The following is a 25,136-nucleotide window of genomic DNA, read 5'->3' as shown; positions in this document are numbered from 1 at the left end:
CCTTCAGTCGGCCCGGCGTGGATCGAAGGCGTCGCGCACCGCGTCGGCGAACAGATTGGCCGCCAGCACCAGGGCGAACATAAATGCGAAGGCTGCGGTGAGCGACCACCACACTGGCGGCTCGCGGGCCATTTCCAGGCGGGCGCTGTTGATCATATTGCCCCAGGAATCGGTGGTCGGATCGACACCGATGTTGACGTAGGACAGCACGGCCTCGGCCAGCACCAGCGAGCTGAAATCGAGCGCCACCGAGATCAGCACGAGGTGAAACACGTTGGGCAGGATGTGGCGCAGCAGGATCGTCCCCTGCCGTACCCCGAGCGCCCGCGCGGCCTGGACATATTCCATCTCGCGCAGCTTCAAGGTCTCGCCGCGCAACAGCCGGCACAACCCGGTCCAGCTCGTGATGCCGAGGATCAGGCACAGAAACAGCAGGCGCAGGTCTGCACGCAGGGCCAAGCTGGCGAATTCTTCCTCGTGTTTGGCCATATAGACCTGGGTGAGCAGGATCGCCGCCGCGATCAGCAATACGCCCGGAATCGAATTCAGGGTGGTGTAGAGATACTGGATCAGGTCGTCGACCCAGCCGCGGCAATAACCGGCAAGGACACCGAGCAGCAGCGACAGCGGCAGGGTCACGAAAGTGGTGAGGGTGCCGATCAGGATGCCGGTACGGATGCTCTTGAGCGCTTGATAGAGCACGTCCTCCCCCACCTTGTCGGTACCGAACACGTGGTATTTGAGCGCCAGCTCGCCAAGCACCCCGCCGACGATGCACAAGGCGACGACAGTGCCCAGGATGGCGCGCCAGGGAATCTCACTCTGGCCCGAGAACACCTCGCCACCCACGAAGGACACCGGTAGCTCCCGCACTCTGGCGATCAGCAGCACCGTCCCGAAGCACAGAATCGCGCCCAGGCCCATGCCCCCGAGCGCTCCCTTGAAACCGGTCCGCAGCACGTCTCCCAGCCACCCCCGCGCCGGATCCTTCAAATGAGCACCGCCGAACTTGAGGCGGGGATAGTCCCAGCGCGTACTGCCATCGGCCAGGCGCAGGGTTTCCCTGGCGTAGCTCTGCACCGCCAGCGGTGCTGAATAGGTCTTCTCCACCCGCGTCCGTAGCGGCGTCAAACACCAGTCCAGCACACTGACCGGCTCGGTCTTGTACCGGGCTCCGCCCTCGCCGTCCCGCGGCAGGAAATGGATCGAATCGAGCACGGCGATGAACAGATAGGCCACCAGGATCACCGCCGAAATCATCGCGCTGCGGCTGCGGGCGACTTTGCGCCACGGCCGGCGCAGATGTTCATGCCGACGGCTGTGCCAGATCAGGCCGCCCAACATGGCGAGCAGCAGCAGAAACAGGGCATCGGTCCAAAACAGAGTCAGCATCAATTCAAGCGCACGCGCGGGTCGGCCAGAGTGTAGGAAATGTCGGTCAGTACCAGCCCCAGGATGTACAGCGCCGAGCCCAGGAACACCATGGCGCGCACGATGGCGAAATCCTGCTGGGCGATGGCGTCGATGGTATAGCTGCCCAGGCCGGGAATGGCGAAAAACGACTCGGTGATGAGGCTGCCGATGAACAGCGAAGGCAGAATGACCACCACGCCGGTGAGAATCGGAATCAGTGCGTTGCGCAGCACGTGGGTAAACAGCACCAGGGTTTCCGAGAGCCCTTTGGCACGGGCGGTGCGGACATAATCGCGCTCAACCTCTTCCAGGAACAACGTCCGGTACCAGCGCACGCCGGAGCCGGCGCCCGCCACGATGTTGATGAGTACCGGCAGGATCAGGAACTTCACGGCGTTCCAGCCGCCGTCATAGCCGGAAATTGGCACCAGCAACAAGAGCTTCCCCATGAGGTACTGACCGCCGATGATGTAGAACAGGGAGGAAATCGACAACAGTGCCACGCATAACGCGACGCCCCAGAATTCCAGGTAAGTCAGGCGGAAGAACACGAGCCCCACCGCCAGGGTGATATGGACCAGCAGCCCGAAGATCAGGGCGGGTACGGCGAAAGCCAGCGAAGGCCAGGCCCGCTGGGCGATGTCCGCCCCGATGTCGCGCCCACTGTCCGAGCGCCCGAAGCGGAACAGGAACAGTCCCACCGATTTCTGAAAAAAAATGGTTTCGGTCAGTTTGGCCGTACCTTCAGCCCCGGCGTTCCAGAGCTTGGGCAGGTCATAGCCGCGTTCGTGCTTCCACAGATCGATCGCCTCCTGAGTCACGTGCTTCTGACCCAGGTGCATGCGCGCCATGTCATCGGGACTGTTGACCACGAAGAACAGCACGAAGGTGAGAACGTTGACGCCGAGCAGGAGCGGCAGTGCGTACAACGCGCGGCGGATGAGATAAGCCGTCATAAAGCAGCAGCCCTCAACCTGTGGCGGTAGCTGCGATAGGCCGGAACGACGGCCGCGAGCAACAGCGCCAATCCCGCCAACAGCGGCCACCACACCGGCCGGTTCCACTCGGCGCGGCGGGCCGCGCGCTGCCGTGCGTCGATCTTCAGGTACTTGAGTTTGTTGTTGGCCATCAGGTTGGGCTTGAGATTACCGTACCAGGCATGATGCAGCGAGAAACCCTTGGGATGCAGCCCGAAAATCCAAGGGGCATCGTGCCGGACCTTTTCCTGCAGGGCATCGATCAGTGCCAGACGCTCCGGACCATCGTCCAAGTTGCGCATCCGTTCGAACAAGCGGTCGAATTCTTCGCTCACATAGTTCGAGGCATTCTCGCCGCCATTCGGTACCTTGGCATTGCGCCCGTACAGCAGGAAGAAGAAATTCTCCGGATCGGGATAGTCGGCATTCCAGCCCCACTGGTAGATCTGGGCGTTACCGGCCGCCATCTTTTGCTGGAACTGGTTGTAGTCGGTAGCACGAAACACCAGTTGTACGCCGAGCTTCTCCAGTTGCTTGCGGTACCAGGCCAGTAACGGCTTGTCGTCTGCGCCGTGGGTGGAAAGATCGAGATACAGCACCAGCGGCTTGCCGGTCACAGCATCGACGCCGTTGGGGTAGCCTGCCTCCGCGAGCAGACGGCGGGCGGTTTCGATGCTTTTGCGCCGTGGCGCCCCGTCCACCCAGTCGTAGACATAAGGATTGATCCCCTTCTCCCCTTCCCGGTAGCCGTAGATGCCTGGCGGGAGCACGCCTTGCGCTGGTACCCCCCGGCCATTCATGAAGATAGCGATGAATTCCTCGTAATCCATGGCGATGCTGAGCGCCTGGCGCAGCTTGCAGTGCGCTTCGTCCAGTCCGCCGACCACCGGGTCGCGCAGGTTGAACCCGAGGTAGTAATCGGACGCCGCGACCGAAGTCTCCAGCCGGATGCCCTTCTCCAGCATTTCCGGCGTCAGCTCTGGACTGCCCGAACTGCCGACCTGCACCGCCTGGTCGAAATTGTCCGAAGCGATGCCGGAATAATCGTAATAGCCTTGCAGGAACTTGTTCCAATAAGGGATCGTTTCCTTTTCCAGAATCATGACCACCCGGTCGACCAACGGCAACAACCTGCCCGCGTCGGCCAGCAGACCGGCCGGCCCGTCTTCGGGATCGCCCTCGGCCGGATAGCGGTCCTCGTGGAAATAGGGATTGCGTTCCAGCACCATGCGACGGTTGGGGTTGTTCTCCGCCAGCAGGTAAGGGCCCGAACCCACCGGATACCAGTCCAGCGTGATGTTCTTCTCGATGAGCCCCGGCTGGGCATAGAAGGCGTCGGCCTCCCAGGGCATGGGCGCGAAGAAGGTCATCGCCAGCCAGAAGCGGAACTGCGGATATTTGCCATGGAGCCGGATGACGAGGCGATGAGCGTCCGGAACCCGCACACCTTCCAGGGTATAAGGTCGGAGATCGAAGAAGCGGCCTTTGGGAGTGGCGAAATAATCCCGCTCGAGGATGTCCCCCAGCGCTTTGAAGCCGACGATGTGTTCCTTCATCAGTTCCGCGATCGGCGAATGCAGCGCCGGATGCAGCAGACGCTTGATCTGGTAAGCGTAATCCTCCGCCGTCAGTTCCCGGGTACCGGTTTCGGGGAAATCCGCCAAGGTCCGGATTTGGGCGAGCTGCTCGGGATTCAGATGGTGATAGAGGTACTCGCCCTCCGCGCTGCGGGCGAAGGCCGGATGCGGCTGGAAACGGATGCCGCGTTTCAGGCGGAAGTCGTACTCGCTGTAGGCGATGGCCGAATCCGGCGCGCCTGGCGGCAGCGGCCGGCCCTTGGCGTCGAGATAGCGGATCTCCGGCAAGGCCTCAGCGGTCGCCGGCTCCAGGACATAAGGGCGCTTGAGGTAGTGATACTGCAGCAGCGGCTCGTAGATCTGGCCAATGATGAGACTCTCGTCGGAACTGTAGGCGCGCGCGGGGTCGAGATGCTTGGGACGCTCCGAAAACGAGGAATACAGAATGTTGCGCTCGGCATCATCCGCCGGATACGGGCTGTTGAGCGGCCCCTCGCAGCCCGCCAGCCCGAGGGTGACAACCAGCAGCAGCCCCAACCCGAGTTCGCCCGATCTCCTGATCACAATCCGAGCCCATGAAAAAGGTGGGCAATTATACGCGAACCACCCGTGGACGATAGCGCTGGACAGCCCATTGGCCCTTGGCGATACTCTGCGCCTTTCCAAAAACCCCATCCCGAAGGAGCATCCCCATGGGTTTCATGCAAAACAAGCGCGTACTCATCGTCGGCGTCGCCAGCAACCGCTCGATCGCCTGGGGCATCGCCGAAGCGATGAAGGCGCAGGGCGCGGAGATCGCTTTCACCTACCAAAACGAGAAGCTCAGGGAACGCGTGGAAAAGCTGGCCGCCGACTGCGACTCCTCCATCGTCCTGCCCTGCGACGTCTCCAGCGACGCCGAGATCGAGCAGTTGTTCGCCGATCTGGGCAAGCACTGGGACGGCCTCGACTGCATCGTCCACTCGGTGGCCTTCGCTCCCCGCGAAGCCTTGGAAGGCTCCTACATCGACTCGGTCACCCGCGAGAACTTCCGTATCGCCCACGACATCAGCTCCTACAGCTTCGCCGCCCTGGCCAAGGCCGGCCGGGCGATGATGGCCGGACGCAACGGCGCCCTGCTCACCCTGTCGTACCTGGGCGCCGAACGCGCGGTCCCCAACTACAACGTCATGGGGGTCGCCAAGGCCAGCCTGGAAGCCAATGTCCGCTACCTGGCCTATTCCTTAGGGCCGGAAGGCATTCGAGTCAATGCCGTCTCCGCCGGTGCCATCCGGACGCTGGCCGCCTCCGGCATCGCCAACTTCCGGGAAATGCTGGCAAAAGCCGAACAGGCTTCGCCACTGCGCAAAAACGTCACCATTGAAGAAGTCGGCAACGCCGCCGCCTTCCTCTGCTCGGATCTCGCCTCCGGCATCACCGGCGAGATTCTCTACGTCGATGCCGGCTACAACTTCGTCGGCTTGCCGAACTTTTGAGCCCAAGGTGGGGTATCGACGCTGCTGCACCAACTCCCGGAGCCGTTGCGACACTCCACCTACAGCGATTGCCCGCCTGCCATGCGGTGGCACGCGCCTAAACCGAACCAAGTGGCGTCTGCAAATTCATGCGCAGCGCCGTAAACGCCGGAAAAAATGAGAACGGCGCCGCCGTGGACGGCTGCGGCGGCCCTTAAGTGGCGCGACTATACCTTTGCTACCTGTTACGTCCCGGACGATCCTATAGACGAAAGGCATTATCCGTTATTCTATGCGCGAGCGCTGTTGACGGCGCATTTCGCGCCATCATGTGATATCGACGTAAGAGAGTCCGCCCCATGCAGATCGCCCTGCATAAACCAGCCCGCACGACCCCGGCAGCGCGAGCCGAGATAGCCCCAAGTCAGGATCCCATCCGGGTGTTGGCGCGCCGATACACCGGTGACGGAGGCCACCGTCCGAAATCCTGTTCGCCTGTGCCAAGAGCGAGCGTGGACGGCCCGACCAGTATGTGCATCGCTACCAGGGGCGGGAGTACGAGGGGCACAACGCGCTCGAGGTCATGACCATGGCGTTCCAGGGCCTCCTGGGTGAGGACAAATTCGCGGATGAATTGCTGGCAAAGTTGCTAATATTCGATCGCGAGATGCTCAAAGTGGCACTCGGCCTGTTGTTCCATTTCCGGCCATGAAACTCGACCTGACCTTGTCTCATCATCTGGCCGGTGAAGCGCTGTCGTTTTCCTGGGATAGCGACACCGGTACCTTGACTGGCCCCGATGCCGATCGGGCGCGCCGGATGGTCGAGCGCGCCGAGGGAAAAGTCACACTCCCCACGTGGCCAACGATCGAAGTGCCCGATCCCCTTCATGACCCAGCCTCATTGGCTCTGATCTTCGCCGGCTTCGGGTACGAATTGTCGCCCGAACTGGAAATCCTTTTGCCGGAGCTCACGGACGATCTTCCCACCGATGCGGTGGCCTGATAGCCGGCACGGTCATTCAAGTCGATGACGAGAATGCCAGGAAGGCCCTGGCAGAATTGGCGCGCCTGATCGGCCATCCGGAGCCCGCGCTCCGTGACATCGGCGCTTATCTGGAGCGGTCCCACGATGAACGCTTCGCCGCAGGAGAAGCGTCAGCGGCGGATTGGATGCGATCAAAAACAGACCATGACCGAGCGACCTGCCGGTGCAACCATTTCAGCGCCCAACCGGCCCGCTCCAGAAGGGCACGCCCGGTCTCTCCAGAACGGGGGGCTTCCGGACCGACACGCTGGAAGCAAAACCAGGATTCCCTATCGCCGTTGACCGGCATCGCTATGCAGCAGGAATCACTCTATCGAAAGGCGCGGACAGGTTGGATAGAATTCGCCATCGTACCAGCCGGGTGCAGATCCCGTGCCGGATGCAAAGGGGGAAACGGCCGGCATGCCGTGGATGGGCGATGATGCTGGGATCGACGCCGCCCTGGTCGAGACAGCGGCACTGCTCCGCAGAGGCCGCATCCCGCCCGAGGCGAGGGTGAGGATGGCAGATCAGGCCCGTCAGGCGGATCGTCCCACCTCGGGCCTCACCGGATGGACTCGAACGAAATCAATGCTTGCAGCCGCAGCCGCCCATGCCGCAGCCGTGGCCGGCTGCAGGCGGCGAGGAATGGCTCGATCTGCCATGCACGGCGGGTGCCGATAGCTTCTTGGTCACCGACTCGGCGCCGCAGTGCGGACAGACGGGCGCCGGATCGGCGATTTTCTGCATTACGGTGAAATCCCGGTTGCAGGATCGGCAGGCATAGTCGTAGGTGGGCATTCGTGCATCTCCTCAGAAGGGTTTCAAACTTGCGAGCAGGACGATGGCGAAAAGAAACAGCACGGGGACTTCGTTGACCCAGCGGTAAAACAGATGGCTGCGCCTGTTGCGGTCTTCGGCGAAATCCCGCAGCCATTGCCAGCACAGGCCGTGGTAGCCGACGAGCAGCGCGACCAGAATCAGCTTGACATGCAGCCAACCGCTGCCGCCGTAAACTGCCCAGGCATAGTCGGCCAACATCCAGACACCGAACAGGAGGGTCAGAAGCATCGCCGGCGTCATGATTCCCCAGAACAGTTTTCTTTCCATGATCTTGAACCGGGCGATACCCACCGCATCGGAGGTCATGGTGTGGTAGACGAACAGCCGCGGCAGATAGAACAGACCAGCGAACCACGTCACCATGAAGATCAGGTGAAAAGCTTTCAGCCACATGCGCTCATCCCTCCCGGAGCAGCTTGCCTATCGTTCCCCGCAGTTCGCGGAAATCCGGTTTGCCGAGGTGCGTCGCAACGATCGCACCGTCGCCGTCCAGCAGGTAGCAGTTCGGCACCAGTTCGACCCCGAGCGCACGTGCCAGTTCACCCAGGGGATCGAGCGCCACAGGAAACGGCCAGCCTTCCCTCCCGGCCAGAGATACGACGCGGCTGGGCACATCATAAGGCATCGCCACTGCCGCCAACCGCAGCCCTTGCCCTTGATAATCCCGAAACATCGCAGCGAGCTCCGGCATTTCTTCCAGGCAAACGCGGCAATTGCTGGCCCAGAACGCCAGCAGGACGGGATGGCCGCGCCAGTCCCCGAGATTCACCCTTTGTCCATTGATGGTGGTGAAACCCAGAGCCGGAGACAGACTTCTGCTCTCCAGGTGTCCATAGCCGAGCCAGATCACCGCCGCGAGCAAGCCTGCGGCGGCGAGGAGCCGGACTAACCGCCCCCTCACTCTCCTGCCTCGGCGTAAGGAGACGATCTTCAGTCCTCGACCTGCTGGATGCCGTCCAGGAACCAAGTAGGCTGTCGGCTCGAACGCGAGCGCACGAAATGCCAGACTTCATGAACCACGGCCGGTTCTTCGGCTGGCGTCTCGCGCAGGGTGACGTCGAACAGCACGGCGACCTCACGTTCGTCACCGCGGTCGCTGACCTCCAGGATTTCCGCATCGACCCGCAGCAGCTCCGTGCGGTGGCGCGCAGCGGATGCCCGCAACTGGTCCTGCAATTCGGCAAACACCTTGTCGGTCGTGAGCCCCCGCAAGGTCCCCAGGTCACGTTCATCCCATGCCGCCTGGAGCTGGCGGTAGGCGGCCTTGGCGCCGTTGAGAAAACCGGTTGCGTCAAAATCCGCCGGGAAGGCTGGTCCCGGCTGCGCACCACTTCGACGGGAAAGCAGATCGGTATCGAAGGAAGGATATCCCGAAGACTGCTTCATGCCCACGGTATTTTCCGAATGCGGGTAATAGCCCGCCCCCGTCGCAGGCTGCGGCTGACTCCTGCGGGCGGCTAACAGCCGATAGAGCAAATAGCCGATCCCCGCGAACAGCAGGATGTCGAAAAAATTCAGGTGCTCGAAAGCTCCGCCAAACAGCATGGCACCCAGCAGGCCACCCAGCGCCAAGCCGCCAAGCATGCCCATCAGTCCGCCACGGCGGGCGTAGGCCTCACGCGCCACCTGGTTGTGCTGGCTGGCGGCGTTGGCCGACTGAGCGGGCTGATAAGCCGGCCGCTGGGTCTGCGAGAAGGAATTTCCGTCGGTCGAACGCCGATAGGGTTCGCTGTATGACGGCCTGCTTCCAAAGGACTTGCCTCCGCCCAGGCGTTTGGCGAACGCGTCGTTCATGCCGGAGAACAACAGTGCCGTGACGAGCACGGTACTCAGTGCGAATCCGAAAATCTTATTCATAGGGCCCTCAAGCCTCAACATCGTCGCAGGTGTTATAGGGGAAGCAAGGGCTAATTACAACTCCCCCGCCAAGGCCAGGCTGCTCACCGGCGTGACCGCCGGTGAACAGCCTGGCCGTCGCCGCCCACCAGGCCGGCGAACACGGTTTCCTGCTCAATCCAGCAGCTCGAAGAAACTCTTGTCCACGCCGCACTCAGGACAACCCCAGCCTTCGGGAATATCTTCGAAAACAGTGCCGGGCGGAAGCCCTGCGTCGGGATCGCCTTCGGTTTCGTCGTAGATGTAGCCGCAGGCGGAACATTGGTATTTGTGATATTCGACCATGATTCATCTCCTTGTCGGTTGTGAAGCTCGAAAAAATTCAGCCGGCGGATTCGAGCATTCCGCTATGGCGCAACAACGCCTCGATTTCCGGTTCCCGGCCGCGGAAGGCGACGAAGGACTCCAGCGCACTGCGACGCCCCCCCTGTTCCAGCACGTTGCTCAGGAAAGCATGGCCGGTCTCCGGATCGAAGATGCCGTGCTCCTCGAACAGCGAAAAGGCATCGCTCGACAGGACTTCCGCCCATTTATAGCTGTAATAGCCCGCCGCATAGCCGCCACCGAAGATGTGCTGGAAGCTGTGGGGAAAGCGGTTGTACGGCGGAGGAGGCATGACCGAGACCTGCCGCCGCACGTCGTCGAGGATTTCATAGACGCGTCCGCCTCGGGCCGGATCGTATTCGTGATGAATGCGGAAATCCAGCAGGGCGAACTCCAGTTGACGGACCGTCTGCATGCCGGCCTGGAAGTTTTTCGCCGCCAGCATCCTAGCCAGCAGTTCATCCGGCAGAGGCTCACCGGTCCGGTAATGGCCGGAGATCAAGGCCAGCGCCTCGCGCTCCCAGCAGAAGTTCTCCATGAACTGGCTCGGCAATTCCACCGCATCCCATTCCACGCCACGGATTCCCGAGACGCCGAGATGTTCGACGCGGGTGAGCAGATGGTGCAGGCCATGGCCGAATTCATGGAACAGCGTCACCACGTCGTCGTGCCGCAGCAGCGCCGGCTCATCGCCTGCGGGCGGGGTGAAATTGCAGGTCAGATAGGCGACCGGCATCTGAATCGCGCCGCCGATGCGGCGCCGGCTGATGCATTCGTCCATCCAGGCTCCGCTGCGCTTGCAGGGCCGGGCGTAGAGGTCGAGATAGAACCCGCCCCGCCGTTCGCCGCTGCGGTCGAATATCTCGTAATAGCGGACATCCGGATGCCAGACGTCGACACCTTCACGCCGCTTGATTTCCAGACCGTAGAGCCGCTGTACCACCGCGAACAGACCGGAAACCGCGCGTTCGGCGGGAAAGTAGGTCTTCACATCTTCTTCGGAAAACGCATACTTGTGCTGGCGGAGTTTTTCGGAGTAATAGGCGAGATCCCAAGCCTGCAACTCGTCGAGGCCATGATGCTCGCTGGCGAAAGCCTTCAGCTCCTCCAGGTCACGCCGGGCGAAGGGGAGCGCCCTTTTGGCCAGATCGTTCAGGAAGCTGAGCACCTGTTCGGGGCTCTCCGCCATCTTGGTGGCGAGTGACAGCTCGGCGTAGTTGGCGAAGCCGAGGAGTCTGGCCTCTTCATGACGCAGGGCCAGGATCTTCTCCATCACTTCGCCGTTGTCCCAGCGCCCGCCGTGGGGGCCGGTTTCCGATGCGCGGGTCACATAGGCCCGGTAGAACTCCTCCCGAAGCGCCCGGTCATCGGCATAAGTCATGATGGCGATGTAGGAGGGGAAGGCGAGGCCGAACAGCCAGCCGCTCTTACCTTCGGCTTCCGCGGCCTGGCGGGCCACCGCCCGGTCGGTTTCAGGTACTCCCGCCAAGATCGCCTCGTCGTCGATATGCCGCGTCCAGCCCTTGGTGGCATCGAGCACATTGTCCGAAAACCGGCTGCCTAGGCGTGACAACTCCTGGGCGATTTCCTTGAAACGCGCTTTCTGCCTCCCTTCCAGGGCCACACCGGACAAGCGAAAGTCGCGCAGGGCATTGTCGATAACCTTGCGCTGGGCGGTATCCAGCCGGGCGTACTCCACGCCTTCGGCGATTTCCCGGAAAGCGTCGTACAGCCCCGTATTCTGACCCATTTCGGTGGCATATTCGCTCAAGAGCGGCAGACCGGCGTTATAGGCATCCCGCAACGCCTCGCTGTTCATCACAGCGTTCAGATGAGCGACCGGCGACCAGGCCTTGTTCAGACGGTCGTCGAGATCGTCCAGGGGCTCCACCAGCCCGGCCCAGGTATATGGCCCGCCGCGGTGGAGCAACGCGTCCACCGCAGTCCGGCTTTCACCCAGGATTTGTCGAACCGCCGGCAATACATGGCTCGCTTCGATGCGCGAGAACGGTGGCAGCTCGTAATCTTCCAGCAAAGGGTTGGTCATCGCATCACCTCGAATCCGGTTGGAATCCCGTAAACCGCAAGAGCGGCGACCGGCTTGCCACCGGCGACCCCTGACGGCTTTATCGAAAGGAGGGAATATACAGGAAACTGGAACAGACCCTCAGCTCATCTCTCAGAGGGACAACGCGGTCCAGCCAAGAAGAAGAACGCGTTGTTCCGGCGGGGGAACCCCAAAATCCGGAAGCCAAGGATAACGACGGCTGTACACCTCCATCTGACCTGGAGTCATGCCGGGCTGTCCCGCCCGACACCCAGCGGGCCAGGGCCAATGAGCCGCTCCGGGCGGATTGGTCCGGCGATCCCTGCCGGTATGACGGCTTGGGTCATTGGGCATTGCCCACAGGGAGAGGGAATGGGAGGATTCAAAGCAGAGGCACGATTAGGAGAGCGACGATGTTGATGATCTTGATCATCGGATTCACGGCGGGACCTGCAGTGTCCTTGTAAGGATCGCCGACGGTATCGCCGGTGACGGCCGCCTTGTGCGCTTCCGATCCCTTGCCGCCAAAATTGCCGTCCTCGATGTACTTCTTGGCATTATCCCAGGCGCCGCCGCCGGTGGTCATCGAGATGGCAACGAACAGGCCGGTGATGATGGTGCCGATCAGCACGCCGCCCAGCGCCTCCTTGCCGAGCAGCAGCCCCACCAGGACTGGAATCACGACCGGCAGTAAGGAAGGCACGACCATTTCCTTGATCGCCGCCTGGGTCAGCATGTCGACCGCCTTTGAGTAATCGGGCTTGGCCGTGTGCTCCATGATGCCCGGTATCTCCCGGAACTGCCGCCGCACTTCGTTGACGATACCGCCGGCAGCCCGTCCCACCGCCTCCATGGCCAGGGAGCCGAACAGATAGGGCACCATGCCGCCGATGAACAGGCCGATGATGACCATGTGGTTCGACAGATCGAAATTGACGTTGCCGCCCAGGTTATGCGTATAGTCGGCGAACAGCACCAGCGCAGCCAGCCCCGCCGAGCCGATCGCATAGCCCTTGGTCACGGCTTTAGTGGTGTTGCCCACGGCATCCAGCGGGTCGGTGATGGCGCGGACCGACTCCGGCAGTTCCGCCATCTCGGCGATACCGCCGGCGTTGTCGGTGATCGGACCGTAGGCATCCAGCGCGACGATCATGCCGGTCAAGGACAGCATCGAGGTGGCCGCCACCGCGATGCCGTAAAGCCCCGCCAGCTCATAGGCGCCCCAGATGCTGGCGCACACCGCCAGCACCGGCGCGGCGGTCGCCTTCATCGACACGCCGAGGCCGGCGATGATGTTGGTGCCATGGCCGGTGGTGGACGCTTCGGCGATGTGGCGCACCGGGGCGAATTCTGTCGCGGTGTAATACTCGGTGATCACCACCATCAGCCCGGTCAGGCCCAGCCCGATCAGGGCGGAGAAGAAGATGCCGATCCAGGACACGTCGACACCGCCGAGGCTGAGGCCGCCGCCGAACACGAAGCCCGTGATCGGCAGGAAAGCCGCCGCTGCGAGCCCCCCCGCTACGATCACACCTTTGTACAGCCCGCTCATGATCTTCTTACCCGGGGTGATCCGGACGAAGAAGGTGCCGATGATCGAGGCGAGGATAGAAACGCCGCCCAGCACCAAGGGGTACACGATGGCCGCCTCATTACCCCCGGTCAGGAGACCTCCCAGCAACATGGTGGCGACAATGGTCACCGCATAGGTTTCGAACAGGTCAGCCGCCATACCCGCGCAATCGCCGACGTTATCGCCCACGTTGTCGGCGATCACAGCCGGATTGCGCGGATCGTCTTCGGGAATCCCCGCTTCCACCTTACCGACCAGGTCGGCGCCGACGTCAGCGCCCTTGGTGAAGATCCCGCCGCCCAATCGGGCGAAAATCGAGATCAGCGAACCACCAAACGCCAGGCCCACCAGGGCATGGAGCGGATCACTCGCGCCGGCCGATTTGAGGAGGGCATAGTAGCCGGCCACGCCGAGCAGCCCCAGACCCACCACCAGCATGCCGGTGATGGCCCCGCCCCGGAATGCCATCGAAAACGCTTCGTCCATCCCCGTGATGGCGGCCTGGGCCGTGCGGGAATTGGCGCGCACCGAAATGTTCATGCCGATGTAGCCCGCCGCACCGGAAAGGGCGGCACCGATCACGAAGCCGAAGGCGATCGACCACCCCAGGAAAGCACCGATGACAAAGAACAACAGGCAACCGACGGTCCCGATGGTACGGTATTGACGGTTGAGATAAGCCTGGGCACCCTGCTGGATCGCCGTGGCGATCTCCACCATCCGCTCGTTGCCGGCAGGCTGGGCATTGATCCAGCCAATGGAGAGGATGCCGTAGAGCAGCGCAGACAGCGCAGCAGTAAAAGCAAATGCCGTTCCCCAGTCGACCAGCAGGCCGATCGCGAGAAATTCCGCGAGCCCCGCCAAGGCGATCACCTTGGTCCGCGGATTGCTCATCACACAACACAGCCCCTCCCGGGCGCAGGACATAACCGAGCAAGCCATAGCGATACTCCTCGAACGTTGTTGGTGTTACGGAATAGGTTAGGTGAGGAACTCAGACGCTGAACGAAGCAGCCAGTTTTTTCGGGACGGCGACATTCCGCAAAGTCACATAGTCCGGCAAGCCTCCGACATAGGGCGGGTAATCCTCGCCCTCGATCAGCGGCTGGAGGTAGCGGCGGCATGCTTCGGTGATGCCGAAGCCGTCGGCGCTGATGAATTCGAGGGGCATTTTCTTTTCGACGTTGGCCACCTCCGCCAGATTGGCGGCCGCGATTTCCCAACGATACGGCGAATCCGAGGTGCGGACGATGGCCGGCATCACGGCGTTGCGCCCTTTCAGAGCCATCTCGACGCCCGCCTTCCCCAACGCGTAAGCCTGCTCGACATCCGTGCGGGAGGCGATGTGACGGGCCGCACGCTGGAGGTAATCGGCCACGGCCCAGTGGTACTTGTAGCCCAGGCGCTCCTTGATCAGAGCGGCGACGACCGGCGCCACACCACCGAGCTGGGCATGTCCGAACACGTCCCGGCTGCCGGATTCGGCGACGAATCTGCCGTCGGCGTCTTTGATGCCTTCCGACACCACGATCGAACAATAGCCGCGCGTCCGGACCTTTTCGTCCACCGCCCGTAGAAACCGTTCCGGGTCGAACACCCGCTCGGGAAACAGGATGACCAGGGGCAGCTGATGCCGCTCGTCGCTCGCAAGTCCCCCGGCTGCGGCGATCCAACCGGCGTGGCGGCCCATGACCTCGAGCACGAAGATGCAGGTGGAAGTCGCCGCCATGGAACGCACATCGAACGTCGCCTCACGTACCGATACTGCGATGTACTTGGCAACCGAACCGAACCCCGGACAACAGTCGGTGATCGGCAGATCGTTGTCCACCGTCTTCGGAATATGGACGGCCTGGAGCGGATAGCCCAGCTTTTCGGAAAGCTGAGAAACCTTCAGGCAGGTATCGGCCGAATCCCCGCCGCCGTTGTAGAAGAAATAACCGATGTCGTGGGCGCGGAAGACTTCGATGAGCCGTTCGTATTGGGCCCGGTTCTCCTCCAGTCCTTTGAGCTTGTAGCGGCAGGAACCGAACGCCCCGGACGGCGTATGACGCAGTGCGGCGATGGCTTCGGCACTTTCCTGCCCGGTATCGATCAGGTCCTCGGTGAGTGCGCCGACGATGCCGTTACGCCCGGCGTAGACCGTGCCGATACGGTCGGGATATTGCCTGGCGGTTTCCAGCACCCCGCAGGCTGATGCGTTGATAACGGCGGTCACACCGCCGGACTGGGCATAGAAAGCATTCCGCGCCGCCATGAACCGCCTCCCCTTCAGTATTGTTGGCTGGCGCCTAACTTAGAACAAACGCCCCCTCCGTTACAACAAGTTTCGGCCCGCCAGCCTCACCCGGCTACGCGCGAAAACAGTTGAATCGAACCCACGACCCCGCTACGCTAACGCCCGGGGCATATCAGCCTCTTGCCGGTCATCATGTTCGAATCCTCAACCCATCCCAACCGCCGGTTTTGCCGGACGGCCGATTGACGGACTGACTCGTGTCCGACGAATATCCCAGTTCATGCCATGGGCATGAACTTTTCCTACTCCCGAGCCTCCCAGCCACCTCGCACGCACCCCGCCGGTTTGCCGGGGATCGCCACCATCCGTGCTCCAGCCCCGGGGTTCAGTTCCGCTTCGCTCGTGAGCCTGTGCCATTGTTCCACTACCTGCACCCGATAAAGTGATCCAGATCGGATTGGTTCTGTTCCTCATCTTCGTCAACGGCCTGTTCGCGATGTCCGAAATGGCCATTGTCTCCGCCCGGCGGTCCCGGCTGCAACAACGGGCCGACAAAGGCGGCACCGGCGAAATGCGTGCCCTCGAACTGGCGGCACAGCCCTCGCGGTTCCTCTCTACGGTGCAGGTCGGCATCACCACGATCGGGGTGCTGAACGGCGCGCTGGGCGAGGCTTCGGTGTCCAGCCAACTCGAGCCGCTCTTGCTCACGATGCCGGAATTGGCTCCGTATGCCCATGAGATCAGCCTCACGGTCACCGTTTGCGCGATCACCTATCTGTCCCTGATCATCGGTGAACTGGTGCCCAAACGGCTGGCTCTGCTCCACGCCGAAGCCATCGCGGCGGCTGTGGCAAAACCCATGCATTTTCTTTCCCTCATCGCCCTCCCCCTGGTCAAACTTCTGAGCGTATCCACGGACATCGTGCTCCGGCTGCTCGGCGCCAGACCGGTCCGGCAGCCCTCGGTCACGGAAGAGGAAATCAAGCTGTTGCTGCAGCAAGGCACGCTGGAAGGGGTGTTCGAAGAAGTCGAGCAGAAGCTGGTGGAAAACATCCTGCGGCTGGACAGCCGCAAGGTCGGCGCGATCATGACGCCGCGCAAGGACGTGGTCTACCTGGATGTCACCAAGTCCTACGAAGCGAACCGCGGCATCCTGACCGACCATCCGCACTGGATCATCCCGCTGTGCCGGGGCGGCGTGGACAACGTCCTCGGCTTCGTGAAAACCAAGGATGTGCTGAACCGCCTGCTGGCTGGCGAAAAGCCGGAGCTGGCGGAACTGGTAACCCCCGCGCTGTTTGTCCCCAACTCGCTCTCGCTGATGCAGCTGCTCGAACATTTCAAGCGGTCGCACTTGCAGACGGCGCTGGTGGTGGACGAATACGGCGAACTGACCGGCCTGGTGACGCTGACCGATGTGCTGGAAGCGATCGTCGGCGCCATCGCCTCCGAAACCCCTGAGGAAGAACCCCAGGTCTCGCAGCGCGAAGACGGCTCTTGGCTGGTCGACGGCATGCTCGATATCGAGCGCTTCAAGCAGCTCTTCGACCTCGATGCCCTGCCGGAGGAGGAGACCGGCAATTTCCATACCATGGCCGGTTTCGTCATGCTGAGGCTGGGCAACGTGCCGAAGGTGACCGACAGCTTCGAATTCCAGGATCTGCGGTTCGAGGTTGTCGACATGGACCGCAACCGGGTCGACAAGATTCTGGTCACGCGGCTTACGCCGGTGGCCGGATGATCCTGATCCGGTCTGCCCTTCAAGCGGCCGGCGTGCCGCCGTGGAACACCAGTTGCGACAGGAATTCGTCGCCCTGCTCGATGCACTCGATGCGGGTGATGCCCGCGTTGGCCACCTTGATGTGGAACAGATTGGCGAGCGGCACGTCGAGCACGTGCGCGATCACCATGCGGATCGTGCCGGCATGGCAGACGACCAGGATGTGCTTGCCGAGGTGCCGCTCCAGCATCTCCTTCCAGGCCGAAATGACGCGGCTGCGGAAATCCCCCAAGCCTTCGGCATTTTCCGGACGGTGGTTGAGGGGATCGCGATAAAAGCGCTGCAGCACCCCCGGATCGTATTCGGTGGTGATTTCTTCCCGGGTCTTGCCCTGCCAGACGCCGAAACCGAGTTCCTTGAAGCGCGGCTCAATTTCCAGCGGTCGTCGATGGCGCTCGGCGAAAGCCTCCGCAAACGCTTGGCAGCGCAGCAGCGGAGAAGTGACGATCACATCCCACGGGCAATGCCGGCCCACCGCCCGCCACATCTGCTCCCAACCTACGGCGCTCAAGGGGTCGTCGATCTGCCCGCGGTAACGGCTGCCGCCGGCGGGTTCGCCGTGGCGCATCAGGTCGACCAGGGTATTGCAGCTTTCGCCGGCCATCAGCTCTCCTGCAGGGTCGCCAAGCGGACCCGCGCATCGGCGACGGCCCGTCTCACGCAATCAGGCGCTGTGCCGCCAGGATGCGAACGCGCCGCCACCGAACCCTCCAGCGTCAGGACCTGGTAAACGTCCGGCCCGATGGCATCGGACAGCGATCGAAGCTCCTCCAGCGGGATATCCGCCAGGTCGCGGCCGCTGTCTATCCCTAAGCGGACCGCCCTGCCCACGATTTCATGGGCGTCGCGGAAGGGCGTCCCACGCCGGACCAGGTAGTCAGCCAGATCGGTAGCGGTCGCGTAGCCCTTACGGGCCGAGGCGTACATGGCAGACCGGTTCGGCCGCACGTGCGGCATCATGTCAGCGAAGGCGCGAAGACAGCCCGCCACCGTATCGACCGTATCGAACAGCGGCTCCTTGTCCTCCTGGTTGTCCTTGTTGTAGGCGAGCGGCTGGCTCTTCATCAGGGTCAGCAGCGCGAACAGATGACCGAATACCCGTGCGCTCTTGCCGCGTATGAGTTCGGGTACATCGGGATTCTTCTTCTGCGGCATGATCGACGAGCCGGTGCAGAAAGCATCGGGCAGTTCGACGAAACCGAACTGGGCCGAGGTCCACAGGATCAGCTCCTCCGAAAAGCGTGACAGATGCATCAGCACTAGGCTGGCGCAGGCGGCGAACTCGATGGCGAAATCGCGATCACTGACGGCATCCAACGAATTCGCCGCCGGCCCGGAGAAGTCGAGCAGCGCCGCCGCGTAATCGCGGTCCAGAGGGAAACTGGAACCGGCCAGGGCCGCGGCGCCCAGCGGCATGACATTGACCCGTTTGCGGCAATCGCGCAACCGGTCGTAATCACGCGACAGCATTTCGTACCAAGCCATCATGTGATGGCCGAAAGTGACCGGCTGCGCTACCTGCAGATGAGTGAACCCCGGCATGATGGTGCCCGCCTCACGCTCGGCCAGATCCACCAGCGCAGTCTGCAGTCGCAGGATCAGGCCACAGATGCGGTCGATTTCGGTGCGCAGGTACAGGCGTACGTCGGTAGCCACCTGGTCGTTGCGGGATCGCCCGGTATGCAGCTTCTTGCCGGCTTCACCGATCCGCTGAGTCAGGCGGGCCTCGATGTTCATGTGCACATCTTCCAGACTCACCGACCAGGGAAATTCACCAGCCTCGATTTCTGCGCCGATGGCTTCGAGACCGCCGACGATCGCCCGCAGTTCCTCGCCGGTGAGAAGCCCCAGCCGCTCCAGCATCGTGGCATGTGCGATCGAGCCCCGGATATCATGCGACGCCAGCCGCTTGTCGAAATCCACAGAGGCAGTGAAGGCCTCGACGAAGGCGTCCGTCGCCTCCTCGAACCGCCCTCCCCAGGGCTTTTGCTGGATGCTCATTGCGTCTTTCCGCTGCGAGGTTCAAAGCAACCCATTATAAACCCAATGCCGCCCGAGCTTCGCCCACCCCCGCCGCTTGTAGTAGCATTTATGCTATGAGCGGCAGCCACCAGCCCGCGCGACACTATGATAAGGAAACCATGCCACAATCGACCGACCTCCCCGCCTGGCGGACTCTTTCCGAACACTACAAGACCATTGCCCCCCGCCATATGCGCGACATGTTCGCCGACGATCCGGGGCGTTTCGATGCTTTTTCCGTCCGGCTGGGCGATCTGCTGTTCGACTACTCGAAGAACCGGATCACCCGGGAAACCGTCGCTACGTTGATCCGGCTCGCCGAAGAGGCCGGCCTGCGTGAAAAGATCGATGCCATGTTTAACGGCGAACGGATCAACGTCACGGAGAACCGCGCAGTGCTCCATGTCGCCCTGCGCAACCGCTCCAACCGTCCGATTCTCGTCGACGGCAAAGACGTCATGCCGGAGGTCAACCGCGTTCTCGACCGCATGCGCCGGTTCTCACAGTCCGTGCGCACGGGAGAATGGCGCGGCGCAACCGGTAAGGCTATCACCGACGTGGTCAACATCGGCATCGGCGGGTCCGACTTGGGCCCCAAGATGGTAGTGAAAGCCCTGCTCCCTTATGCAGATCCGCGGCTGCGCGCGCACTTCGTCTCCAACGTCGATGAATCCGACCTGGTCGAAATCCTTAGGCCGCTGAATCCGGAAACCACCCTGTTCGTCGTCGCCTCCAAGACTTTCACGACCCAGGAGACCATGACCAATGGCCGTTCGGCCCGCGCCTGGCTCCTGGAACGTATTCAGGATGAAACTGCCATCGCCCGCCACTTCGTTGCTATTTCGACCAACCGGAGCAAAGTGGTGGAGTTCGGCATTGATCCCCTCAATATGTTCGAATTCTGGGACTGGGTGGGTGGCCGCTATTCACTGTGGTCGGCCATCGGCCTGCCCATCGCCCTGAGTATCGGTATGGACCACTTCGAGGAACTGCTCGAAGGCGCCCACTTCGTCGATGAGCATTTCCGTACCGCCCCGTTCGCGCGCAACATTCCGGTGTTGATGGGGCTTCTGGGCATCTGGTACATCAATTTCTTCGGCGCCCAGAGCCATGCCGTACTGCCATACGATCAATATCTGGAGGATCTGCCGACCTATCTTCAGCAGGCCGACATGGAAAGCAACGGCAAAACCATCGACATCGAAGGCCGGCCGGTGACCTACTCCACCGGTCCCGTCATCTTCGGCCAGCCCGGCACCAATGGCCAGCATGCTTTCTACCAGTTGCTCCATCAGGGCAGCGTGTTGGTTCCCTGCGACTTCCTCGCGGCGGCCGAAAGCCATTACCCCCTGGCCGAACACCACGACATCCTCATCTCCAATTTCCTGGCCCAGACCGAAGCCTTGATGCGCGGGCGCACCACTGATGAAGCCCGCCAGGAGATCGCCGCGGAAAACCTTCCTCCCGACCGGCTCGAGGCGCTGGCGGCCGCCAAGACGTTCCCCGGCAACAAACCGACCAACAGCTTCCTGTACCGCCGTCTCGACCCCCATACCCTCGGCATGCTTATCGCCTTGTACGAGCACAAGATATTTACCCAGGGCGTGGTCTGGCACATCAATTCCTTCGATCAGATGGGCGTGGAACTCGGCAAGAAGCTGGCGAAGACCATTCTGGCCGAACTCCCCGGTGATGCGCCGGTCACTTCGCATGATGCATCCACCAACGGCCTGATCTGCTACCTCAAGTCGCTACGCTGAAAATTTTTTTGGATAGTCAGGAAACGCCGGCAGCATGGACAGTGTAAAAGCCGACGAAGGGTCGATCGCCGGTCGCCTGGTCATCCTTTGCTGGGAGGAGACCGAGCTGGTGAGAGCATTTTTCGAGGCGATCCCCGCAAACTGCGAAGCCGCGTTTTTCCTCCCCGCACTTTCGGAAACCGCTCTGGCTCAACTGGCCGAGACGCGGTTGCCTCTGCCGGTGACGATCGCCGAATCCGGCGCTCCCGTTCTGCCGTCACACGCGTACCTCCCGCCTTCCGGGAAATATCTGGCCATCGAGAACGGACGGGCGAGGGTGGACAGCCCACCTGCTTCCGGTCATCCGGTGGAGCATGTCCTGCGATCGCTCCCGACGGATCGCCATGGCCAGACCGCGGTCGTATGCCGCCGGGACGCCTCGGACCTGGAACGCACGCTGGCAGGTGTGATTGAACGCGCCGGCGGCTTGGTATTCGCCACGCCGCGGTTCGGAGCTGGGGCGGACAAGGCGGATTCCGAACCGGAGGCCATCGCGCAAGCCATTGAAAATTGGGCGAACGGCAAACCAGCGGCTGGTTCAGAAGCCCTGATGGCGATTCTCGACCTGGTTCGCAGCCATTCCGGTGCCGATCTCCGTGCCTATAAACTCCCTCCGCTGCAGCGCCGCATCGCACGCCGCATGGACATCGCCCGCATCGAGGAGCCAGCCGGTTACCTGAAACTGCTCGAGACCGACGTGAACGAACTCGCCTGCCTGGCCGAAGATCTGTTGATCGGGGTCACGGCCTTTTTTCGCGATACCGAGGCCTTCGCACTACTAGAAGCCACCGTCGTCCCGGTGATTTGCGGGGAAGTAGGCGCCGACCGGCCGGTCCGGTGCTGGGTCGCGGGCTGCTCCACCGGCGAGGAAGCCTATTCGATCGCCATTCTTCTGACAGAAGGATTCGAGCGCATCGGACAACGGCCGCGCCTGCAAATCTTTGCGACCGACGTCGATGCCGAGGCGCTGGATTTCGCCCGCCAAGGTCTTTATTCCGAAGCGGCTCTGGCAGGCATCTCCAAAACACGCCTGGAGCGCCATTTCATCCGGGAGGGCGAGGCTTACCGCATCGCGAAACAGATAAGGGAATCCATTGTCTTCGCCCCTCACAATCTGATCGGCGACCCACCGTTTTCCAGGCTCGACCTTGTGGTATGCCGCAACGTCCTGATTTACCTGAATGCGAAGATCCAGGAGAAACTGCTCGAAAGCTTCCACTTCATTCTCAACCCCGGCGGTCACCTGTTCCTCGGCAGTTCGGAAAGTCTCGGCGAGGCTGCCCGCCTGTTCGACGAGATTTCGAAGCCCTGGCGCATATTCCGGCGCAACGATGCTGCCGCTGCAGTGCGGCCAAGCCTGCCGCCGTTTGCTCCAGCGACCACCGCGCGCCTCGCCGAAGGGCGGATTCTGACCGCCTTTCCGGGGACACACGAGTTCCAGGAAAGGTTGTACCGCGGACTGATCGAACGCCACGCCGCTACCCTGATCGTGGCGAATGACCGACATGAAGTCCTCTATATCAGCGGCAACACTCAACCGTACCTGGAACTGCCTTCCGGCGAACCGAGCCTCGATCTGTTCAAGCTCGTCAAATCGCCGTTGCGCGCCATGCTGCGCTCTTCGCTGGACCTATGCCGACGCGAGCAAAGGAAAGTCGCCGCAGTGGTAGCAGGAAGCGGCCACGCTTTCCCGCTGCCGGAAGCGGTCCGTATCACCGTCACCCCCCTCGCCGATGACCAGGTCTCCGATCTGTTTCTGATCGGGCTGGAAGCGGAAGCGCCGGCTGATCCGGTCGCGACGACGGCAACCAGGAGCGGGGATGACGGCTGGCTGCTGCAGCAGCTCGAGCAGGAACTCGCGGCGACCCGGGAGGACCTCCGCCGCACCATCGAGAAAAGCCGCCATACCCACGATGAACTGCGGGCCTCGAACGAAGAAATCATGGCCATGAACGAGGAACTCCAGTCGGCCAACGAAGAGCTGGAAAGCGCGCGGGAAGAACTGCAGTCGCTCAATGCCGAACTCACCGCCACCAACGCCATGCTCGACGCGAAGGTCGTGGAACTGGAAGCCACCAGCAACGACCTCAACAATCTCCTGGTCGCCACCGACCTGGCGATCCTTTTCCTCGACCGCAACCTCAACATCCGCCGCTATACCCCCGCATGCAACCGGCTGATGCACCTCATCCCCAGCGACATCGGCCGGCCTTTCGGCGACATCGTCCACCACTTCGAAGACGGTGAACTGTTCCATGACGCAGCGGACGTGCTCAAGGGCGAAGGCCCCAAGAGCCGGGAAATCCTCGACCGGCAGGGGGCCTGGTATCTTCGCAAGATCTTGCCCTACCGGTCGCGGGACAACTGCTGTGTGGAAGGACTGGTGATCACCTTCGACGAAGTGACATCGCTGAAGCAGGCCGAACAGGAGCTGATCGCGCAGGCGGCGGAACTTCGCCAGCAGGCAGAGCTGCTCAAGCACGCTCACGTCCTGGCGCGTGATTTGGATGACCGCATCGTCTTCTGGAACAGTTACGCCGAAAAATTCTACGGCTGGAGCAGGGACGAAGCGCTCGGCCGTACCTCCCACGAATTGCTGAACAGCAGGTTTCCCCTGCCGCTGGCCACGATCCGCCAGCAGCTACTCGCCGACGGTCATTGGAAAGGCGAACTCATCCATGTCGATCGGCAAGGCAGGGAAAGGACCGTGGCCACTCACTGGGAATTGTACCGAGATGCCGAAGGCACGCCGCGCGCCATCGTCGAAGTCAATAACGACATCACCGAACGCAACAGCTTCGAGGCCCAGTTGCGGCAAAGCCGTCACTACCTCGATTATCTGGCGTATTACGACCCCTTGACCCAGCTGCCCAACCGGCTCCGGTTCCAACAACGGTTGGAACAAGCCGTAGCCCAGGCGCTGGTGGCTGGCAAACGGCTCGGCCTCCTGTTTCTCGACGTCGACCGCTTCAAACTCATCAACGACAGCCTGGGCCATGATGTGGGCGACAATCTCCTGCTGGAAGTCAGCCGCCGCCTCGAGGAACGACTGGGGCCCGCCGATACCCTGGCACGCATCGGCGGCGACGAGTTCGCCGTCCTGATGGAAGACCTCGACGACATCAGTTACCCCTCGCGCTTCGCCCTGGCGGCCATCGAAGCCGTCAAGACACCAGTGGTACTGGACCACCATGAGCTGTTCGTCAGTCTCAGTGGCGGCATCAGCCTGTTTCCCGAAGACTCTCGCGACGCCGACGGCCTGCTCCGGAGCGCCGATGCCGCCATGTTCCTGGCCAAGGAGAAAGGCCGCGGCAACTACGAGTTCTTCACCCCCGATCTCAACCGCCGGGCCAACCGACTGCTGTCGATCGAAACCCGGTTACGAAAGGCCTTGGAAAATGGGGAACTGGAGCTCGCCTTCCAGCCCCAGATGAACCTGCAAAGCGGCACCCTCAGCGGCGCCGAAGCGTTGGCGCGCTGGAACAGCCACGAACTCGGTCGGGTGCCCACGGATGAATTCATCCAGGTGGCCGAGGATAGCGGATTGATCGTTCCGCTGGGCGAATGGGTCATCCAAACGGTCTGCCAGAGGCTCGCCGAATGGTTGCGATCCGGGCTGAAGCCGGTACGCATCGCGGTGAACATCTCGGCGCGCCAGTTTCGCGAACCGAATTTCGTCCGGCTGATCGCGGATTCTCTCGCTGAGACCGCAGTGGATCCGGCCCTGCTGGAACTCGAATTGACCGAGCGGCTGCTCTTGCAAGACGTGGATACGGTCGTCCGGACGCTGCTGGAACTCAAGCGCACCGGCGTCAGTTTTTCCATGGACGATTTCGGCACCGGCTACTCTTCGCTGAGCTACTTGCGCCGGCTGCCCCTGAGCCATCTCAAGGTGGCACGCGAGTTCATCCCCTGGGGCGCCGACGACTGCAACAATCTGTCGATCTCCCGCGCCATCGTCTCGCTGGCCAAAAGTCTGGAACTGACCTGCACCGTCGAGGGGATAGAAACGCAAGCGCAGTTGAATTGCTTCAAAACCCTGGGCTGCGACCAGGCGCAGGGTTATCTGATCAGCCCGCCGTTGCCGGCCGGAAAATTCGAGGATTTTCTCCGCGATCCCCTGCCGTTCAAACTTTGAGCATCGAGAGACGGCGCTCCGCAGCGGC

General features: G+C 62.2%; 19 protein-coding genes. 6 read left to right on the top strand and 13 right to left on the bottom strand.

Annotated elements, in window-relative coordinates; genetic code table 11:
* Positions 1 to 3: 3 nt before the first annotated feature.
* Genes N4J17_RS11945 through N4J17_RS11935 form a run of 3 tightly spaced genes read right to left on the bottom strand, consistent with a single transcriptional unit; the run spans position 4 to position 4,531 of the window.
* A complete protein-coding gene (locus N4J17_RS11945; RefSeq protein WP_198321433.1) occupies positions 4 to 1,392 on the bottom strand; it encodes an ABC transporter permease in 1,389 nt (462 codons plus the stop codon).
* Positions 1,392 to 2,369: an ABC transporter permease gene (locus N4J17_RS11940; protein WP_198321432.1), complete on the bottom strand. Its 978-nt coding sequence runs from the start codon at positions 2,367 to 2,369 to the stop codon at positions 1,392 to 1,394. Before N4J17_RS11940 ends, N4J17_RS11945 begins: the two co-directional genes overlap by 1 nt.
* Positions 2,366 to 4,531, bottom strand: coding sequence for an ABC transporter substrate-binding protein (locus tag N4J17_RS11935; RefSeq protein ID WP_277458277.1), 2,166 nt, complete (start codon positions 4,529 to 4,531; stop codon positions 2,366 to 2,368). Before N4J17_RS11935 ends, N4J17_RS11940 begins: the two co-directional genes overlap by 4 nt.
* Positions 4,532 to 4,659: 128 nt before the next feature.
* Between N4J17_RS11935 and N4J17_RS11930 the strand changes: the two genes are divergently transcribed.
* From N4J17_RS11930 to N4J17_RS11915, 3 genes are all read left to right on the top strand, one after another.
* Positions 4,660 to 5,442 (top strand): enoyl-ACP reductase FabI, encoded by a 783-nt coding sequence (locus N4J17_RS11930; RefSeq protein ID WP_198321431.1) that lies wholly within the window; start codon positions 4,660 to 4,662, stop codon positions 5,440 to 5,442.
* 511 nt (positions 5,443 to 5,953) lie between these two features.
* On the top strand, positions 5,954 to 6,133 hold the full coding sequence (locus N4J17_RS11920; protein WP_198321430.1) for a hypothetical protein: 180 nt from the start codon (positions 5,954 to 5,956) through the stop codon (positions 6,131 to 6,133).
* Positions 6,130 to 6,426, top strand: coding sequence for a hypothetical protein (locus N4J17_RS11915; RefSeq protein WP_198321429.1), 297 nt, complete (start codon positions 6,130 to 6,132; stop codon positions 6,424 to 6,426). Before N4J17_RS11920 ends, N4J17_RS11915 begins: the two co-directional genes overlap by 4 nt.
* Before the next feature lie 609 nt (positions 6,427 to 7,035).
* Here N4J17_RS11915 and N4J17_RS11910 read toward each other — a convergent pair.
* From N4J17_RS11910 to N4J17_RS11875, 8 genes are all read right to left on the bottom strand, one after another.
* The gene (locus N4J17_RS11910; protein WP_198321428.1) at positions 7,036 to 7,248 is read right to left on the bottom strand and encodes an FmdB family zinc ribbon protein; all 213 of its coding nucleotides are present in this window, start codon (positions 7,246 to 7,248) and stop codon (positions 7,036 to 7,038) included.
* A 12-nt stretch (positions 7,249 to 7,260) separates the two neighbouring features.
* Positions 7,261 to 7,683, bottom strand: coding sequence for a protoporphyrinogen oxidase HemJ (gene hemJ / locus N4J17_RS11905; protein ID WP_198321427.1), 423 nt, complete (start codon positions 7,681 to 7,683; stop codon positions 7,261 to 7,263).
* 4 nt (positions 7,684 to 7,687) lie between these two features.
* Positions 7,688 to 8,191 (bottom strand): TlpA disulfide reductase family protein, encoded by a 504-nt coding sequence (locus N4J17_RS11900; RefSeq protein ID WP_198321426.1) that lies wholly within the window; start codon positions 8,189 to 8,191, stop codon positions 7,688 to 7,690.
* Between the two features lie 29 nt (positions 8,192 to 8,220).
* Positions 8,221 to 9,147: a Tim44 domain-containing protein gene (locus tag N4J17_RS11895; protein WP_198321425.1), complete on the bottom strand. Its 927-nt coding sequence runs from the start codon at positions 9,145 to 9,147 to the stop codon at positions 8,221 to 8,223.
* 153 nt (positions 9,148 to 9,300) lie between these two features.
* On the bottom strand, positions 9,301 to 9,471 hold the full coding sequence (locus tag N4J17_RS11890) for a rubredoxin (protein WP_198321424.1): 171 nt from the start codon (positions 9,469 to 9,471) through the stop codon (positions 9,301 to 9,303).
* Positions 9,472 to 9,508: 37 nt separating this feature from the next.
* Complete coding sequence (gene prlC / locus N4J17_RS11885; RefSeq protein WP_198321423.1) at positions 9,509 to 11,557, bottom strand: oligopeptidase A; 2,049 nt, start codon at positions 11,555 to 11,557, stop codon at positions 9,509 to 9,511.
* Between the two features lie 382 nt (positions 11,558 to 11,939).
* Positions 11,940 to 14,072, bottom strand: coding sequence for a sodium-translocating pyrophosphatase (locus tag N4J17_RS11880; protein ID WP_198321422.1), 2,133 nt, complete (start codon positions 14,070 to 14,072; stop codon positions 11,940 to 11,942).
* A 52-nt stretch (positions 14,073 to 14,124) separates the two neighbouring features.
* Complete coding sequence (locus N4J17_RS11875) at positions 14,125 to 15,387, bottom strand: 6-phosphofructokinase (RefSeq protein ID WP_198321421.1); 1,263 nt, start codon at positions 15,385 to 15,387, stop codon at positions 14,125 to 14,127.
* Positions 15,388 to 15,811: 424 nt separating this feature from the next.
* On the opposite strand from N4J17_RS11875, the gene N4J17_RS11870 reads away from it, so the two are divergent.
* Entirely contained in the window at positions 15,812 to 17,110 is a 1,299-nt protein-coding gene (locus tag N4J17_RS11870) for a hemolysin family protein (protein WP_198321420.1), read from the top strand.
* A 19-nt stretch (positions 17,111 to 17,129) separates the two neighbouring features.
* On the opposite strand, the gene N4J17_RS11865 is transcribed toward N4J17_RS11870, so the two are convergent.
* Positions 17,130 to 17,753 carry a histidine phosphatase family protein gene (locus N4J17_RS11865; protein ID WP_198321419.1) on the bottom strand — a complete coding sequence of 208 codons (624 nt, stop codon included), beginning with the start codon at positions 17,751 to 17,753 and terminating at the stop codon, positions 17,130 to 17,132.
* Positions 17,753 to 19,150, bottom strand: a complete 1,398-nt coding sequence (argH, locus tag N4J17_RS11860; protein WP_198321418.1) for an argininosuccinate lyase — start codon at positions 19,148 to 19,150, stop codon at positions 17,753 to 17,755. The genes N4J17_RS11865 and argH overlap by 1 nt, the downstream gene beginning before the upstream one ends.
* Before the next feature lie 140 nt (positions 19,151 to 19,290).
* Here argH and pgi point away from each other — a divergent pair, with 140 nt between their 5' ends.
* Together pgi and N4J17_RS11850 are read left to right on the top strand one after the other, a co-directional pair.
* Positions 19,291 to 20,931, top strand: coding sequence for a glucose-6-phosphate isomerase (gene pgi / locus N4J17_RS11855; protein WP_198321417.1), 1,641 nt, complete (start codon positions 19,291 to 19,293; stop codon positions 20,929 to 20,931).
* 34 nt (positions 20,932 to 20,965) lie between these two features.
* A complete protein-coding gene (locus N4J17_RS11850; RefSeq protein WP_198321416.1) occupies positions 20,966 to 25,108 on the top strand; it encodes an EAL domain-containing protein in 4,143 nt (1,380 codons plus the stop codon).
* Positions 25,109 to 25,136 lie beyond the last annotated feature (28 nt).

The organism is Methylococcus capsulatus (assembly GCF_036864975.1).
Lineage (GTDB): Bacteria > Pseudomonadota > Gammaproteobacteria > Methylococcales > Methylococcaceae > Methylococcus.
This window is presented reverse-complemented; position numbering and strand designations above follow the sequence as displayed.